General features: G+C 64.6%; 15 protein-coding genes. 4 read left to right on the top strand and 11 right to left on the bottom strand.

The window, feature by feature from the left end:
* Nucleotides 1-216 precede the first annotated feature (216 nt).
* The 6 genes from ACO07C_RS25300 to ACO07C_RS25275 all read right to left on the bottom strand — a co-directional run bounded on the left by ACO07C_RS25300 (nucleotide 217) and on the right by ACO07C_RS25275 (nucleotide 4,611).
* The gene (locus ACO07C_RS25300) at nucleotides 217-933 is read right to left on the bottom strand and encodes a Bax inhibitor-1/YccA family protein (protein WP_421916899.1); all 717 of its coding nucleotides are present in this window, start codon (nucleotides 931-933) and stop codon (nucleotides 217-219) included.
* A 20-nt stretch (nucleotides 934-953) separates the two neighbouring features.
* Nucleotides 954-1,727 carry an anti-sigma factor family protein gene (locus ACO07C_RS25295; RefSeq protein WP_421916898.1) on the bottom strand — a complete coding sequence of 258 codons (774 nt, stop codon included), beginning with the start codon at nucleotides 1,725-1,727 and terminating at the stop codon, nucleotides 954-956.
* On the bottom strand, nucleotides 1,724-2,257 hold the full coding sequence (locus tag ACO07C_RS25290) for a sigma-70 family RNA polymerase sigma factor (RefSeq protein ID WP_421916897.1): 534 nt from the start codon (nucleotides 2,255-2,257) through the stop codon (nucleotides 1,724-1,726). The genes ACO07C_RS25295 and ACO07C_RS25290 overlap by 4 nt, the downstream gene beginning before the upstream one ends.
* A 172-nt stretch (nucleotides 2,258-2,429) precedes the next feature.
* Nucleotides 2,430-3,377, bottom strand: coding sequence for a magnesium transporter CorA family protein (locus tag ACO07C_RS25285; protein ID WP_421916896.1), 948 nt, complete (start codon nucleotides 3,375-3,377; stop codon nucleotides 2,430-2,432).
* A 79-nt stretch (nucleotides 3,378-3,456) separates the two neighbouring features.
* The gene (locus tag ACO07C_RS25280; protein WP_421916895.1) at nucleotides 3,457-4,215 is read right to left on the bottom strand and encodes a CDP-diacylglycerol diphosphatase; all 759 of its coding nucleotides are present in this window, start codon (nucleotides 4,213-4,215) and stop codon (nucleotides 3,457-3,459) included.
* Nucleotides 4,216-4,272: 57 nt separating this feature from the next.
* The gene (locus ACO07C_RS25275) at nucleotides 4,273-4,611 is read right to left on the bottom strand and encodes a Sec-independent protein translocase subunit TatA/TatB (protein WP_421916894.1); all 339 of its coding nucleotides are present in this window, start codon (nucleotides 4,609-4,611) and stop codon (nucleotides 4,273-4,275) included.
* 317 nt (nucleotides 4,612-4,928) lie between these two features.
* Here ACO07C_RS25275 and ACO07C_RS25270 point away from each other — a divergent pair, with 317 nt between their 5' ends.
* Nucleotides 4,929-6,242, top strand: a complete 1,314-nt coding sequence (locus ACO07C_RS25270; RefSeq protein WP_421916893.1) for a hemolysin family protein — start codon at nucleotides 4,929-4,931, stop codon at nucleotides 6,240-6,242.
* 4 nt (nucleotides 6,243-6,246) lie between these two features.
* Here ACO07C_RS25270 and ACO07C_RS25265 read toward each other — a convergent pair whose 3' ends face one another.
* Nucleotides 6,247-6,774, bottom strand: a complete 528-nt coding sequence (locus ACO07C_RS25265) for a DedA family protein (RefSeq protein WP_421916892.1) — start codon at nucleotides 6,772-6,774, stop codon at nucleotides 6,247-6,249.
* Between the two features lie 346 nt (nucleotides 6,775-7,120).
* On the opposite strand from ACO07C_RS25265, the gene ACO07C_RS25260 reads away from it, so the two are divergent.
* The gene (locus ACO07C_RS25260; RefSeq protein ID WP_421916891.1) at nucleotides 7,121-7,798 is read left to right on the top strand and encodes a transglutaminase-like cysteine peptidase; all 678 of its coding nucleotides are present in this window, start codon (nucleotides 7,121-7,123) and stop codon (nucleotides 7,796-7,798) included.
* A 396-nt stretch (nucleotides 7,799-8,194) separates the two neighbouring features.
* Here ACO07C_RS25260 and ACO07C_RS25255 read toward each other — a convergent pair whose 3' ends face one another.
* Entirely contained in the window at nucleotides 8,195-12,058 is a 3,864-nt protein-coding gene (locus ACO07C_RS25255) for an autotransporter domain-containing protein (protein WP_421916890.1), read from the bottom strand.
* Nucleotides 12,059-12,494: 436 nt separating this feature from the next.
* On the opposite strand from ACO07C_RS25255, the gene rsgA reads away from it, so the two are divergent.
* Complete coding sequence (gene rsgA, locus ACO07C_RS25250) at nucleotides 12,495-13,526, top strand: ribosome small subunit-dependent GTPase A (RefSeq protein WP_421917599.1); 1,032 nt, start codon at nucleotides 12,495-12,497, stop codon at nucleotides 13,524-13,526.
* A 15-nt stretch (nucleotides 13,527-13,541) separates the two neighbouring features.
* Here the strand turns inward: rsgA and ACO07C_RS25245 are convergent, their stop codons facing one another.
* Nucleotides 13,542-14,075, bottom strand: coding sequence for a sterol desaturase family protein (locus ACO07C_RS25245; RefSeq protein WP_421916889.1), 534 nt, complete (start codon nucleotides 14,073-14,075; stop codon nucleotides 13,542-13,544).
* A 176-nt stretch (nucleotides 14,076-14,251) separates the two neighbouring features.
* Nucleotides 14,252-14,392 carry a hypothetical protein gene (locus ACO07C_RS25240; RefSeq protein ID WP_421916888.1) on the bottom strand — a complete coding sequence of 47 codons (141 nt, stop codon included), beginning with the start codon at nucleotides 14,390-14,392 and terminating at the stop codon, nucleotides 14,252-14,254.
* Nucleotides 14,393-14,686: 294 nt separating this feature from the next.
* Here ACO07C_RS25240 and ACO07C_RS25235 point away from each other — a divergent pair, with 294 nt between their 5' ends.
* Complete coding sequence (locus tag ACO07C_RS25235) at nucleotides 14,687-15,013, top strand: hypothetical protein (RefSeq protein WP_421916887.1); 327 nt, start codon at nucleotides 14,687-14,689, stop codon at nucleotides 15,011-15,013.
* A 40-nt stretch (nucleotides 15,014-15,053) separates the two neighbouring features.
* Here the strand turns inward: ACO07C_RS25235 and ACO07C_RS25230 are convergent, their stop codons facing one another.
* Nucleotides 15,054-15,578, bottom strand: a complete 525-nt coding sequence (locus ACO07C_RS25230; protein WP_421916886.1) for a hypothetical protein — start codon at nucleotides 15,576-15,578, stop codon at nucleotides 15,054-15,056.
* Nucleotides 15,579-15,657: the final 79 nt, after the last annotated feature.

Genomic DNA, 15,657 nt, shown 5'->3' with positions numbered 1-15,657 from the left:
CTCGACTGGACCAAGACGGAGCCCCAATGCATGTCGCCCAAAGTTGCGCGGCGGTTTTGGGAGATGACATGCATGAAGAGTGAGGCTTTCGCCTTGAGATAGGGCCTGGCCGGCAAACACACCCCCTGCGGAACCGGCCAGGCGCGGAAGCCGGCCCTCCCAGGAGAAGCCGGCATCCGTTCGTTTTCGGGCGCGACGCCCGGAACGGTCAGGCGACTATTCGCGTTCGCCGGTGAAATTCAGCAGCAGCTGGAAGATGTTGATGAAGTTCAGGTACAGCGAGAAGGCGCCGAACACGGCGAGCTTCTGGCGCGATTCCCCGTCGAAGTTCTCGGCATACTGTTCCTTGATCGTCTGCGTATCCCAGGCGGTCAGGCCGACGAACACGGCGATGCCGATCACCGAGATGGCGAATTGCAGCGCGGTCGAGCCGAGGAAGATGTTGACGATGCTTGCGATCACCACGCCGATCAGGCCCATGATCAGGAACGACGAGAACTGCGTCAGGTCGCGCTTGGTCGTGTAGCCATAGAGGCTGGTGGCGCCGAACATGGTGGCGGTGATGAAGAAAGTGCGCGCGATGCTGGTTCCGGTGAACACCAGGAACACCGAGGCCAGCGACAGGCCCATGACCGCGCAGAAGGCCCAGAACATCAGCTGCGCGCTGGACGCCGACATGGTCTGCATCTTGAACGAGAACAGCATGACGAAGGCAAGCGGCGCCAGCATCACCACCCACTTCAGCGGGCTGGAGAAGATGGGCACGTAGAGCGCCGGCGTCGAAGACACCATGAAGGCGACGAGGCCGGTGACCACGAGGCCAAGGCCCATGTAGTTGTAGACGCGCAGCATGTGCTGGCGCAGGCCCTCGTCGAAGACGGCTCCTGTCTGGACGCCAGCGCCCATGCGGTAACCCAGGTTCGGGGCATTCATTCGGTTTCTCCTTTGCGTATTCAGTAAAGTGTCTTGGCGAGCGTTTCGGCGGCGCGGTCGAGGTCGTGGACATCGCTTCGCGCCACCACCGCGTAGGCGACCTCGCCGATCTGGAAATAGGCCGAGGATATGTCGCCCGAGGGCGCGATGGCCGGCTTGACCACGTCGAAGGTTCCCGGCCGGATCGCGAACAGCGACACCAGGCCCATGTCCTTCGTATCCACCGCCATCTCGACGCTGGGGCCGAAGCGCGACGGATAGATCTGCACGTCGCGCACCGTCCAGTCCTTGGGCAGCGACGGCATGACGATGGCGGTCGCGGCTCGGATCTCGCCGGCATTGTAGTTGGGCGCTTCCGTCTGCGAGGCCATGCTTTCGCGCATGATCGTCGTCTTGTGGGCGCGGATCGCATCCTCCAGATAGGCGGGCGGCTGCGGCGAGGCGACGACCTTGGTCACCGACATCGGCCCGACAATGCCGTTGGCCAGCCAGCCGGCGGCAACGAAGGCGGCGACCGCCGCCGCGCGCTGCAGCACGCCGAAGAACCGGCCCCGCGCCAGTCCGCGCTCCAGCCGCCGCGCGGCATCCGCCGTCGCCGGCCGCGCCGTGCCCCTGGAGCCGGCAAGCGCCACGCGCAACTCGTCGCGGGTCCTGAGATCCGACATCACGCGCGCCGCAGCTTCCGGACGGGCCGACAGGAATGCCTCCACCTCGATGCGGCGGGTGACGTCCAGCTGGTCGTCGACATAGGCGTCGAGGTCGGTATCGGTGACGGGATCGATAACTCCGGTCATGACGGGCCTCCAACGATCCTGAGGTGGTTTTTTCCCTGCGACGGCCTGGCGTTTTCCATCTCCCGCAGTGCCGCGCGCGCCCTGCCGATGCGCGACATCAGCGTGCCCAGCGGCACGCCGGTGGCGTCCGCCGCCTGCTGGTAGGAAAGACCGTCGATCGCCACGAGATGCAGCGCCGAGCGCTGTTCTTCCGGCAGGTTCAGGAACGCGTCGCGCACCTGCGCCAGCCGCACTGAATGTTCCTGCGGCGCGGGCGAGCTTGTATCGGCAAGGTATCCCGCCTGCTCGTTGCGCGCCGCTTCCGACCGCTTCGAGCGCGTGCGGTCGATGAAGGTGTTGTGGACGATCGACAGGAGCCATGCCCGCAGGTTTCCGCCGGAGCGGAACGTGCCGCGCCGCTCATAGGCGCGCACCAGCGCGTCGTGGACGAGGTCCTCCGCATCGACGCTGTCGCGCGTCAGCGACCGCGCATAGCGGCGCAGCGACCCGAGCTGTCCTATGATGTCAAAGCGTGGCACCGACCGTTTCATGTCCTGTTTACGGACCGAGATGGGATTTTAATCCCCGCCACGCCAGATTTTTTTGAAAGGTATCGATCGGCCGGCAGCGCGCTCAGCGAGCCACCCGGAGTGCTGGGATAGCGCCAACGCCGCGGGGCGCGTCGAGATTCAGGTCAGGCCGAGCCGAAAATATCGGCGCGCCCTAGAACCAGCCCCGAAGCTTGAACCACACCAACGGCAGGATGCCGCTGATCACGATCAGCGCCAGGCCGTATGGGTAGCCGTAGGTCCAGTCATACTCCGGCATGTACTTGAAATTCATGCCGTAGATGCCGGCGATCAGTGTCGGCGGAATGCCAACGATCGAGACGATGGTCAGGATCTTGAAGATGTCGTTCTGGGCGATGCCGATCAGCCCGACCATGGCGTCGAGCAGGAACTGCACCTTGTCGGAGAGGTGGACCTCGTAGTCGTCGAGCGACGTGATATCCAGCTTCAGGCCGTTCATGCGCGCGTTGACCTGGTCATCGCCCCAGTCCGCCGTCATGCCGCAGGCGAAATCGATGGCGCGCCCCAGCGCCAGCAGCGCATCGCGTTTTTCCGACAGGTGGTCGCCCATGCGGCCGACCTGGCGCAACTGGGCACGGATGAGCTTGTTGGAGCGGATCGCCTTGTGGCCCTTGGTGTCCGGCACGTGGAAGGCGGTCGTCGACAGCGTGCGCAGTTCGCCGGCCGTCTGTTCGAGAGCGTCGGCGAGGCGGTCGACCATCCCCTCGCAAAGCTCGACGAACACTTCGAGGCTCGTCGCCGGCCGATGGCCGGCCTCGGCAAAGCGCCCGGCGACCAGATCGAAAGCCGGCAGCACGCCGAAGCGCACGGTAATGAGACGTTGACGCGACAGCACGAAGCCGATCGGCGCCATCTGAAGCGCGCCATCGACATGCGTGACCATCGGCATGCTCATCGACAGCACGCCGTCGCGCGCCTTGAGCCGGCTGGTGCTTTCGATCTCGCTGAGCGCCGCGCGGCTGGGCACGGCGACGCCGGCCAGTTTCTCGACCTTGGCGATCTCGGCGGGATCGGGGTCGCTGAGATCGAGCCAGATCGCTTTCGCTTGCGAAACCTTGCCTTGCGGGTAGACGCTCAACATTGCGGGGATGCCATCATCGGAGGGGCGTGCTTATCATGCCGTCGCCGCGTGGGCGCGTGTGGTGACGGGACGTGTTCTGTCAACCTATCGCGCAGCCGTGATCCATCAAGCGCTCGGCCGCCATTTTGTCCCAGTTGGCCAGGATGTAGAAACCCGGCCTGCCGTCGGCCAGTTCGGCGCCGACGACCACGACATTGACCCGGTACATGGCGCTGCGCGCCCTGGGCAGGCCGGAGGCGATGAGGCCGATGACGTTGGTTGTATCGAGTTCCGGCTTGTTGACAGCCTTGACCCAGTAGCGCTGGCCCATCAGCGCCTGCGGAAACAGCTGCCATCGGCCCTCCTCCTTCGGCCCGTAGAGGGCGAGCTTGCGTTCCACCGACGGAGCCACGCAATCGACATGGATGTGGAACTGGTCCTGCGAGCGCGCGATGCCGGAATTGACCACCAGGGCGACCGCCGTCCGCGGCAACTCGCGCCCAAGGCGTGCCTGCACCATGCCCCGGGTTTCCCACGCCCGCTGCCACAGCTGCGCACTGTCGTCGCCGCGCACGGCCGGACTTTCCACGCCGGCCGCCGGCTCGAGCGGCATCAGCAGGAACTCGCTTTTGTGCAAGGGCGATTTGATGATGGCCGAGCCCGGCGCATCGTCGCTGGCGAGCGTCACCTGCTCGCAGGGAAAGGGCATGCCGACCGTTTTCGCCGCCAGCGTGCAGGTCCGAACCACCTCCCACAGCGCGCTGCGGTGCAACGGCGTGGAGCCGCCATGGTCGGCCAGCACAAGCGCGAACGCCACCAGCGGCAAGGCGATGCAGAGCCGGCCAAGCGAAAGCTTCACGGGCGGTTTCCCCGGGAGATCGGACAGCGCATGGATGGCATGGCGAGCATCATGGCGTTACGAATTCGTCGGCGCGGTGGCGGTCGGCGCCGACGCAACCGGTGCGGCCGCGACCGTTTTTGCTTCGCTGTCCCTGGCCGGCGCGGCCGGATCCGGTGTCAGGGTCGTGCTGCTCAGGGCGTCCTGCAGCGCGGCGCGGGCATCCTTCAGGTCAAGCTCTTTCTCGGCGTCGCGCACGGCGTCCTCGAACTGCTTGCGGAAATCGCCGGTGACCTTGTTGACCGTCTTCATCGTGCGCCCGAGCGTGCGCATCACGTTTGGCAGTTCGCCCGGCCCGAAGACGACCATCGCCACAACGAAGATGACCACGAGATGGTCCCACCCAAGTCCGAACATCGACAAGTCCTGTAAGGCTTTCAAGAATTCGCGGCGCACCCGGTCGGGCCGCGCCAGTTCAGTTCATCATAGCGTGTCGCCAGCGCCATTCCAGTATGCCGCCGTGCGATCACATTCACACTTGCTTCAAATCATGTCGGATGTCTGGCGTTCACCGCATATGGATACCGCATTTCCCAGCGGCCGGCGGTTCTGGCCGTGCAAGGAACGTGGATGACGTTCATCCCATCCGCAACGCCGGTAGAAATGCAACGAAACCGTGTTATGAGAGGAGCGTCAATCATAACACGTGGCGGCATTCCGCCCAGAAGGAGATCATGTCCAGTACCGATGGCGGTATTTACGATTTACTCGGAATACTTGCCGTACTTGCCCTCGTCGCCGCCAATGGTTTCTTTGTCGCGGCTGAATTTTCACTTGTGGCGGTTCGCCGCAGCCGCGTGATCGAGTTGGTCAATGCCGGCCGGCTGAACGCAAATGCCCTCAAACGCGCCGTCGACAACCTCGACGCCAACCTCGCGGCTACACAGCTCGGCATCACCATATCCTCGCTGGCGCTCGGCTGGGTTGGCGAACCCGCGCTCGCCCATCTCATCGAACCGCTGCTGAACGCGCTGCCGGGATCTCTGGCGACGTTCGGCTCGCACGCCATAGCCGTCGTCATTTCCTTCATCATCATCACGGCGCTGCACATCGTGCTGGGAGAGCTGGCGCCCAAGAGCCTGGCGCTGCAGCGCAGCGAGGGAACCGCGCTCTGGGTGGTGCGCCCGCTCGGCATCTTCCTGTTCCTGCTGCGGCCGGCGATCATCGGCCTCAACGGCCTTGGCAACCTCGTGCTGCGCCTTTGCGGATTGCGGCCCGGCACCGGTGAGGAATCGCTGCATTCGCCCGAGGAGCTGAAGCTGCTCGTCGCCGCCAGCCAGGAGGCCGGGTTGCTGCACCACGCCCAGCAGGAACTGGTCGAGCGCGTCTTCAACATTGGCGATCGGCGCATCGGCGACATCATGACGCCGCGGCGCGACGTCGACTGGATCGACGCCGACGACAGCGCGGATGATATGCTGCGCACCATCCGCGACTGCCGCCACGACCAACTCCTGATCGGGCGCGGCGACATCGACGAGCCGCTCGGCATGATCCTGAAGAAAGACCTTCTCGACCAGGTGCTGCACGGCCAGGCTCTCGACCCGATGGCCGTCATCCGCGAACCGGTGATCGTGCATGAGGGAACGCCGATCTTCCGCGTGCTCGACCAGTTCAAGCGAGCGCCGGTGCGGCTCGCCATCGTCATCGACGAATATGGCAGCCTCGAAGGGATCGTTACCCAGACCGACCTGCTCGAAGCCATCGCCGGCGACCTGCCGGACATGGAGGGCGAGGACCCCGACATCGTCGAGCGCGACGACGGCTCGCTGCTGGTCGACGGCATGATGCTGGCGCATGATGCGTTCGCGCGGCTCGGCTTCCGGCCGGGATCGGCGGATGGCGATTTCCACACCATCGCCGGCTTCGCCCTGTTCCAGCTTGGCCATCTTCCCGAAGCCGGCGAACATTTCGCCTATGAGGGCTGGCGCTTCGAAATCCTCGACATGGACGGACGGCGCATCGACAAGCTCCTCGTGCGCCGCTAGGCCGCTACATCCACTGTTGCAGCCATTTGAGGCCGAAGGCGCCGGGCGCCAGTATGCCCGTCGCCCAGATGATCGCCGACGAGATGTTGGCGATCTGGAACGTCAGGGCGGGCATCTCGCAGATGCCCGCCACCAGCGGCACTGAAGCGCGCAAAGGCCCCGAAAAACGGCCGACGAAGACACCGAGGCCGCCCCAGCGTTCGAAGAACCGGTGGCCGCGCGGCAACAAGTCGGGGTAGCGCGTCAGCGGCCAGTAGTGCGAAACCCGATGGCCGAGCTTCGTGCCGATCCAGAACGACAGCCAGTCGCCGAGGAAGGCGCCGACGATGGCCGCGAGCCACAGCGGCCAGAAGGCGATGCCGCTTTCACCGATCAGGAAGCCGACGCCGAGCAGAATCACGGTCGCCGGGAGCAGCAGCGAGATGAATGCCAGCGACTCCCCGAAGGCCAGCAGCAGCACCAGCGGCACGCCCCAGGCTTCGTGCTCGCGAATGAAGGCGACCGTCGCCTGCGTGATCTCGGAGAGGCTCATTATTGCTTGTCCCGCCTTCCCTTGAGATTGGCGCCCCCCTGAACACGTTGCTCGCAACAGGCGGAGGCGCATCGATGCGCGAAACTGTCTTTCAGAGGCGCCCCTTCGGCGCAAGCTTCCATGTCGACGCGGCAACGCGAACGATGCCGCCCGGTAAGGTCCGCTTTACGCTGATTGCCTGCAATTCGAGGAATGGGGGTTCCCGGGCATTAACCTTTTATTAAACATTTAATTGACCCCGGCCGGCGTTTTCGCGTTAACTCCTCGTTAACAAGAGCGTTGAGGCGTGGTGGTGACGGTGATGTTGCGCTGGTTTCTCGTAGGTGTTTTTTCGGCGTGTCTGGGTTTGGCGTCCCTGGCACATGCGGGATCGGCGGGATCCGCCAAACCGTTCTTCGATACGGATGCCTATCCTCCGTCCTTCAAGACTTACGCAATAGCGTTTGAATCCAACAAGTTACGCGCCAGCGCGATCAGCACGGCGACATCCGCTCCCGTTGGCTCCAAGACCAGCATTCCCTATGGCTGGGTGGATTTCTGCAGCCGTCGGCCGGCCGAATGCAAGGTTTCGGCCCTGCCTGCCATGGACCTGAAGCTGACGCCCAAGACCTGGGCCATTCTCGACCGCGTCAACCGCGAGGTGAACGGCTACATCGTGCCCGTAAGCAACCTCGAACATTGGGGCACGATGCAGGATCACTGGGACTATCCCGTTGATGGCAAAGGGGATTGCAAGATCTACGCGCTGTTCAAGCGCAAGCTTTTGCTCGATGCCGGCTTTCCCAGGCAGGCGCTGCTGATGACGGTCGTCCACGACCTCAATGGCGAAGGCCATGCCATTTTGACGGTCAAGACCGACAAGGGCGACTTTATCCTCGACAACCTCGTCAACAACATCCGTTCATGGGACGCGACAGGCTATTATTTCGTCAAGCGCCAGTCGCAGCAGAACCCCAACATCTGGGTCTCGATCAATTCGCGCGGCGACGCTGCCGTCAACAAACATCAAAAGATCGTGAACTGATCCCAGCCTGAAAAGGGTCATTCACGCGGCGAGCGGGACCGTCACAGGTCCCGCTTTTTTCTTGGGGTGTCTGCCTCGACCTGGCCGTCCGGCACCTTGGCATTGCGTTTCTCGCCCGCATGATGCGCAGGCCTCACTTGGCTGAACAGCCCGGAGTTCGGCAAGACCGGCGCTTCGGAGATAGGGCGGCTCATCGCTTCATGAACGATGAGCCGCCCTGCTCCGGGCGGCAGGTTCGGGTTCCTGCCGCTCCTCTAAGGGGGCAGGCTTGGGGTCCTGCCGCCCTAGCCCCTGACCGGCTTATTGCCGGAAGGCATTCCGTCGGGGTTCATGCCTTGTCCGCGATAGGGCGCCTGTTCGTCGCCCCATTTCCGCCTCATGACGGCCGGGGATGGCCTAGAACCTCACGCTGACATCGGCCTTGACCGCGTGGTCCTTTGCCCTGCTGGCCAATTGGCCGGTGTAGGAAACACCCAGCGTGGCCATGGGCGTGACGGCAAAATCCAGGCCGGCCTCGATGACCGCGGCATTGCTGGCGATCGGCACGCCGGCGACGGTGAAGGCATCGCCGCCGTCGAAGGCAACCGGTGCAAGCGGTGTGACATCGCCGAAGGCATGACGCCAGCCCAGCATGCCGCGTGCCGTGGTCGCGACACCGCCAAGCGCGAATTCGGCCTGCCCGCGCAGGCCAAGCGTGGTGAAGGTGGCGTCGGTGGTGTTGCCGGCGCCGCTCAGGGCGGCCGCGCCGCCGCTTTCGGCAAAGGCGCCGCTGTGCATGCTGACATAGGCGAGGTTGGCGAACGGCTCGAAGGAGCCGCGCAGCGTGTCGACCCGGTACCCGGCCTCGCCGAACATCTGGGCGGTGCCGGCATCGTACTTCGCCGTCAGGCTGTCCTCGAAGCCGGGGAAGGCAACGGCGCGGCCGATGTCGAGACGGCTCCAGCTGTAGGCGGCGCCGCCGCGCAGTCCGAATGCGCCCCACTGGCCGCCGCCATAGAGGCCGAGGTGATAGTTGCTGCTCGAACCGGACGAGGCGCGGTCGTCGACCTGGAAACTTGTGTGGCTGTAACCGGCCAGCATGCCGATCCGCCAGCTGTCGTCGAGCGCGGCATCGGCGCCGAACAGCAGGCCGCCGGTCGACCGGTCAAGCCCGGCCGCGTTGCCGTCGCCCCTCGCCGTGCCCCACGAACCAAAAGCCTGGCTCCAGACGGCGAAGCGGTCGCCGGGAGACGGCGCGGCCTCCGGACCACCCTCGCCATAGGCCAGCACCGGCGACATTGTCCTTGCGCCGACGCCGTTGAAAGCGGAGCGGATGCGGTCGTTCGCGATGTCGCGCACGAAGCGGCTGTCTTCCAGCAGCACGCCCTTGGCCGATGCATGGATTTCACCGGAAAGCCGGTCGAAGGCAAAGCGGGCATCCGCCGCGCTCAGCGTCAGCACACGGTCATAGAGCGGATTGCCCGAGCCGAGACCCTCCACGCCGCCGCCGGTGGCGACCTGGTTGCGGGTCAGGCCGACATTCTCGAATGTCGTGCCGTTGCGCGCCAGCGTCAGCTTTACATCGTTGTCGCCATAGGCCAGCGACGCGTCGAGGAAGGCGAGGTTGGACGTGACGTCGGCGAAGGTGCCGTAGACGCCTCCTTGCGCGGTCAGGATCGTGTAGCTTGTCTGGTCGGCGTAGTTGCCGCCGCTCGCCAGGCTGACGACCTTTCCACCATAGAGATAGGCCGAGCCCGTCACGTCGACCCGGTCCGAATTGCCGGCCGCGTCCACCTTCACTTCCAGCGTCGAACCTTCCTGCATGGTCAGGTTGCCGTCGACCGACAGCGTGCCAATGGTCTTTCCGCCGGTGATGGTGCCGGACACCGTTGCCGTACCCACCGTGCCGTTGCCGCCGAGGCGACCGTTCGTTCCGACATCCACCTCGCCGATGCTGCCATCGACCAGAAGGGTGCCCTGGCGCACCTCGGTACCGCCCCAATAGGTGTTGTCGCCCTCAAGAACGAGCGTGCCCAGGTCGGATTTGACCAGTCGTCCGGCGCCGTCCAGCGTGTTCGAGATCGTGGCGGTGTAGCCGGCGCCGGCCGCTGTTCCATCGCCCACCCGGATAACGGCCTCTCCAGCCACCAGATCGATGAACTCGCCCGTCAGATGATATCCGTCGGTGGCGAACTGCATGCCCCTGGACTGTATCTGCCCGGTCGAATTGTCGACTGTCACCATGCCGGCGGCGCCCTGGAACACGGCAAAACCGGGAAACGGATCCATGGACCCGTTCACAATGCCATTTGCGTCCGTGAAGGTGCCGCCATGGCGCGTCCACCGCCCCGCGCCCCCATTCACGACCGCGTTGTTCCAGAGCGTGCTGTCGCCTCCGTCCCAGAACGCGATCTCGCCATGGCCGACATCGTCGGCCACCAGATTGACCTGATGCGCGACCGAAGTCTGCAAGGTCAGTTGGTCCGGCCCATAGCCATCGGGCCCCGAACCAATGACCAGACCATCGTTGGTGAGCGTGCCGCCATAGTCGAACAGGCGATAGACGCCAGGGCCGAAGCCTCCAAGGTCCTCGACATCGAGCGTACCGTTCAGCGTCAGGTTGCCATTGATGTTGAACAGGGCGGGGGCGGCGCCGGGAGCGCCCAGCGCGGCGTGTATGGTGGCGAACCGGGTCATGCTGAGCGAATCCATGGTCAGCTGGGAGCCGCTCTGGCCGTAAAGCGTGGCATCGGATACGCTTACGTCACCCAGACGCCCCGTCGTCGTCCCGCCGCTCGAGAGACTGCCGGCTGCCATGTGCGTCCTCAAGCCGCTATAGTCGCCGCGGACGACCACGTCCCCGGAAAGGCCGAGCAAAAAGCCGGCATAGCTCTCATTGTCACCATCCAGGAACAGCTTGTTGCCGCCGGTCTTTTCCAGGCTGGACTGGGCGCCCCCGATCAATTCGCCAGAGACGAACGAATCCTCGCGTGTGCCGTTCAGCAACAGCGTGTTATCGCCCAGATCGATCGTACCCGAGGCCTTGATGCCGCCGACCTCCTGGTTGGCCAGCAGGTTGAGCCGGGTATTGCTGGCCAGGACATGCATGGACCTGGCGGCCAGGACATTCTCTGCCCCGGCCGTCAGCGAGCCTTCATCCAGATTGGTGTCGCCGCCAAAGGACGCCGCGCCCATGAGGACCAGTTCGCCGGCGCCCCGCTTGTAATAGCCGCCGGCAAGCGCGGAGCCAGTGATGGCGCCGGATTGAGTCGCGGTTTCGCCGGCGGCGACCTGGAGAATTGTGGTCCTTGCATCGGTAGGGCTGAGGATATTGTGCACATTAACGCCGTCCCCGTAGGTGAGGCGCCCTAGACCGATGAAGGAAACAGCGCCCGAACCCAGCGCCTGGTCGTGCTCCGCCACCAGTTCGCCGCCGTCTATCAAGGTACCGCCGCTATAGGTATTGGCGGCAGTCAGTACGACCCGCCCCGGTCCCGAATTGATCAGTTGGCCCGCCCCGGACACCACGCCATCCAGAATTGCAACGCTCCCCTCTTTGGAGGTGTCGAAACGACCTTTGGCGCCGGCAACGACGATGTCGTTGGAATATGATGCACTGCTGAAGATTAGTGTGGCGTCGTTCGCGAGCGTTACGGCGCCGGTGCCCAGGGCGTTGGCCCCCAACACGAAAGCCTGGCCGAAAACATCGGTGCCTCCGCTATAGGTGTTGTCGCCGCTCAGCATGGCACGGCTGGTGAGCACCAGGCGCCCCGTGCCGCTGATGGCGCCGTCCAGGTTGACCTGATTGTTGAGGCTGATGCCACCGATCTCCACCACACCGTCCAACTGGATGGCATTGGACAGACTGAAGGTAACAGACGAATCGGCTATGAGACGGGTCCCATCCGCCATGGTCAGCATGCCGGTTCCCAGCGCGGTCTGCGTTTTCAGCCTCAGGCTGCCCATGTTGAGATCGGTGCCGCCCGAATAGGTGTTGTTGCCCGAAAGCGTCAGCGAGCCGAAGCCCGCCTTTATGAACTTGTGCGCACCGGAAATGACCCCCGACTGGGTTGCCGCTTCGTCGACGCTGACGGCGCCGATCATGTCCTCGGTCATGACGATCGGCGTCGCCCGATCATCGCCATCGCCGTAGGTGATCGTGCCGGCCCGTGCCGGCATCGCCACCGCGATCGCCGCGAGTGATACGCCGCCAAGCAAAAGGCCGCGCGCCCAGCCGGGGCGCACGGGACGATTCGATTGGCTGTAAGGTCGCAGCGACATATCAAGGACTCCAGATGGATTTGCCGCGGCGCAAGGCTCCGCCGGCTCCGGACGCACGGGCGTCCGGAAGGTGAATCATGATGGTGATGCTCGAAGGTACGCCCCCCGCCCGTCGACCGGACGCCGCGATCCCGCAAGCCTGCCACCGGGACCAAAGCCCCGGCCAGGTCGGCCGATAAGCGCGAAGCCGATCGACCTTGCCCCGACCTATAGCTAGCGTCGCGGCGCGGCCGAAGGCCCAATCGATTGCAATTGTTCAGTTAGTTTTCACGCATGAACCGCATTGGCGGGTAGTACCGCGCCGCGCGATCCTTGCTTGCCAAAAGCCGTCGGGCGTCCCATACAGCGCCTGGGCAATCGCTTGCCGCGCCGCCGCTCGCGCCATCTTGCCAAGGATTTGTCCGATGCATGCGACGCACCACTCCCGGTCGAAGCCGTGACCGCCGCCGACACTCACGCGGTCTCCCTCGAAGACCTGGGCTGGACGGATTTCTTCGCCGATCAACTGAATCCCGATGAGTCGGATTTCGTGCCCATGCGCATTGCCACGGTCCATCGCGACCGGCTGACCGGCCTGTCGGGCACAGGGCAAGTCGATTTGACGCTGCCGGCGCAAGCCAACACCGGCGACTATGCCGTTGGCGATTGGGTGCTTGTCGACGCTCACGACTACCTTGTGCGTCGCCGGCTGACCCGCAAGACGGTGCTGGAGCGCCGCACGCAGGGCGGCAGGACGCCGCAGCTCGCCGCGGCCAATGTCGACACGCTGTTCATCGTCACCTCCTGCAATGCCGACTTCAATCCGGCCCGGCTCGAACGCTATCTGGCGCTGGCCAACGAGGCCGGAACGACACCGGTGATCCTGCTGACCAAGGCCGATACCGCGGAAGACGCTGAGAGCTACCAGAGGCAGGCCGAGGCACTGCAGCGCGGGTTGGCCGTCGTGATGCTGAACCCGCGCACCGCCGACGCGGCAACCGCTTTGGCGGCATGGTGCGGCACGGGGCGGACCGTGGCACTGATCGGCTCCTCCGGCGTCGGCAAGTCGACTCTGGTCAACACGCTGGCCGGATCAGGCCAGCAATTGCCGCAGCTGACCGGCGGCATCCGTGAACACGACGCCAAGGGGCGGCACACCACCACCTCGCGATCGCTGCATGCCATTGCCGGCGGCGGCTGGGTGATCGACACGCCGGGCATGCGCACCCTGCAGGTCAGCGATGTCGCCCATGGCATCGACACGCTGTTCGCCGAGATCACCGAGCTTGCCCCGCTTTGCAAATTCCGCGACTGCACCCACATCCACGAGCCGGGCTGCGCGGTGCAGACGGCGCTGAAGGCGGGCACGCTCGACCCGGAGCGCCTCGCCCGCTGGCGCAAACTGTCCGATGAGAACCGCGGCAACACGCCGGTTCAGTCAGGGCCGCGCGGTAGCAAGTCTCCTGCCGGTCGCGGCAAGAGGCGTTGAACGGCCGGGGCCGGTTCAGAGCCGGGCGGTGCGGAAAACCCGATCCCAGAATACGGATGTCACACCGAAATTGGCGTTATCGTCGACGTGATGATGCACGGCGTGGCGGCGCTTGAGCGTATAGAGATAACTGGGATGGCTGGGATGCCAATGGTGGATCATGTGATGGATGCTGACGTACCAAAGATATCCCAGCATCAGCCCGCAACTCACGGCACTGGCCACCACGAAGCCAGAGAGCAGCCACACCGGAAGAAACGCGACCAGTCCGTGAACGCCAAGGCTGAGCCAGGTCGGCGTGCCCACCGGACTGCGCTCCTCGACATGATGCCGGTCGTGCAGGTCCTTGATGTAGGGCACGTGATGCAGGACGAACCTGTGCAGGACGTATTCGGTCAGCGTCCACAGGACAAGACAGCCGACCACGATGGCGATCCAGCCCGGCGCCCGCTCCGCGCCGGCTTCCGTAAGACCGGCGGCGGCAAGCACCACGATCACGACTGGATAGACGACGAAGTCGCTATAATAACCGATAAGACCGAGTTGCATCGAGGACGCCCCAGCTAGCCTTTGACGCCGCCAACCGGCGGATGCCCCCAGATTGCCTGCCTCGCGCCTGAGTCGCAATGCGGACACCACCGACATAGCGTCGCGCCCCGTCAAGGCAAGGTCAATGCCCCCAGTTGTCTGCAAGCGCGATGCCCGGATCGGGCACGGCGGCACCATCAGATGACGTAGAACAGCCAGCCGTCGGGATGACCCGAGGCCGTCGACATGGTCGCAACCTTGACCAGCGACGCGACGATCGCCGCCATCATGACCAGGACCATGAAGGCAGCGGCAATCATCAGGTGGATCGATTTCATCGTGCAATTCTCATCGAGACGGCGCCCCCACCCCCAGGTCCAGCGCTTCTCCAACATGATCGTTGCGCCAACATTGCGCGGGCGCCCGTCGACGGCCTGAGCCCGTTGATCCAGAATCTCCGGATAGAGATCGATATCCGGCGCGGATATTGGCCGCCGAACCCGAAACGGCCCCCCAATGCCCTGGCGAGCAGCGTATCGGCCACGAACGCATTCCCGCCAATGCCGCTTGCGAGCGAGGCGCGCCATGGCCTAGCATGCGGTCAGCGCATGTCAGTCGGGGAGAAGAACTCGATGTCCGGCTCCGTGGTACGTGTGTCCATCTTGCGGTGCGATGCCGCGAAGTTCGCGCTTTTGCGAAGGATGATGCTGGACGCCGAGGCGGCCCTTCGCCCCGGCATCGAGGCAATGCCTGGGTTGCTCGTCTTCTACGCCGGCGCGGACGAAGCGACATCGTCGCTGATCAATACCAGCGTCTGGGATACGCTGGAGCACGCCCGGCAGCTCGATACCTTCCAGCCCATGCTGGATGCCGGCAAGCGGTTTGTCGCTGAAGGCGCGACGTTCGAGCGGCCCATCATGCACTACACCTCATTGTGGCGTTTCGGGCAGCTGGCGTAGACCGGGCGGGCCTCCCCTCTCGCCGCCGCGACGGGGCCGGCTAATATGCCGTCGCGCCGTCGCTGACGACGCGGCTCGCTTCCAGCCTGGGACGCGCCAGGAGATAGAACGCAGCGATGTGCGTGATCATCAGCAGCGGCACGTAGATGACGGGGATCGCGTAGGTGGCGCCAAACAGTCCCGCATGCGCCGGAAGATCGGCCTGGATGGCATGGTAATAGTCGACGAAGAGATCGAGCGTTCCCACGACATTGAAGGCGACGACGAAGCCCCGGAACAGCGGGCGTATCCGCACCGTCAGCAGCGCCAGCATGGCCAGCACGCCGGTCGCGAAGTCGCCACATGCGGCAAAGCTGGCGAAGCCCGCGGGCAGATCAGGGCTGACGACGCCCGGCAGGATGAAGACGAGCCCGAAGAAGCGGAAGCTGTGCAGCGTGGCGATGGCGCGTTGCGCCGCGAGCCCATCCATCGACCTTAGCCACGGCCAGACATACGCGCCGAAGCACAGCAGCCACGCGACATAGCCGAGAACGAGATGGATCTGGAAAAGGATCTCTGTCGGCATTCTGGTCTCCTGTCAGTTGTTGATCGACGCGGCTTCGCTTGGGCGACCTTGGCGGCCATGCTGTCGCGCCAGCGTGCGC

The organism is Mesorhizobium sp. (assembly GCF_965229135.1).
Lineage (GTDB): Bacteria > Pseudomonadota > Alphaproteobacteria > Rhizobiales > Rhizobiaceae > Mesorhizobium.
Note: the sequence above shows the minus strand (reverse complement) of the source record. Positions and strands in the feature narration are given on the sequence as shown.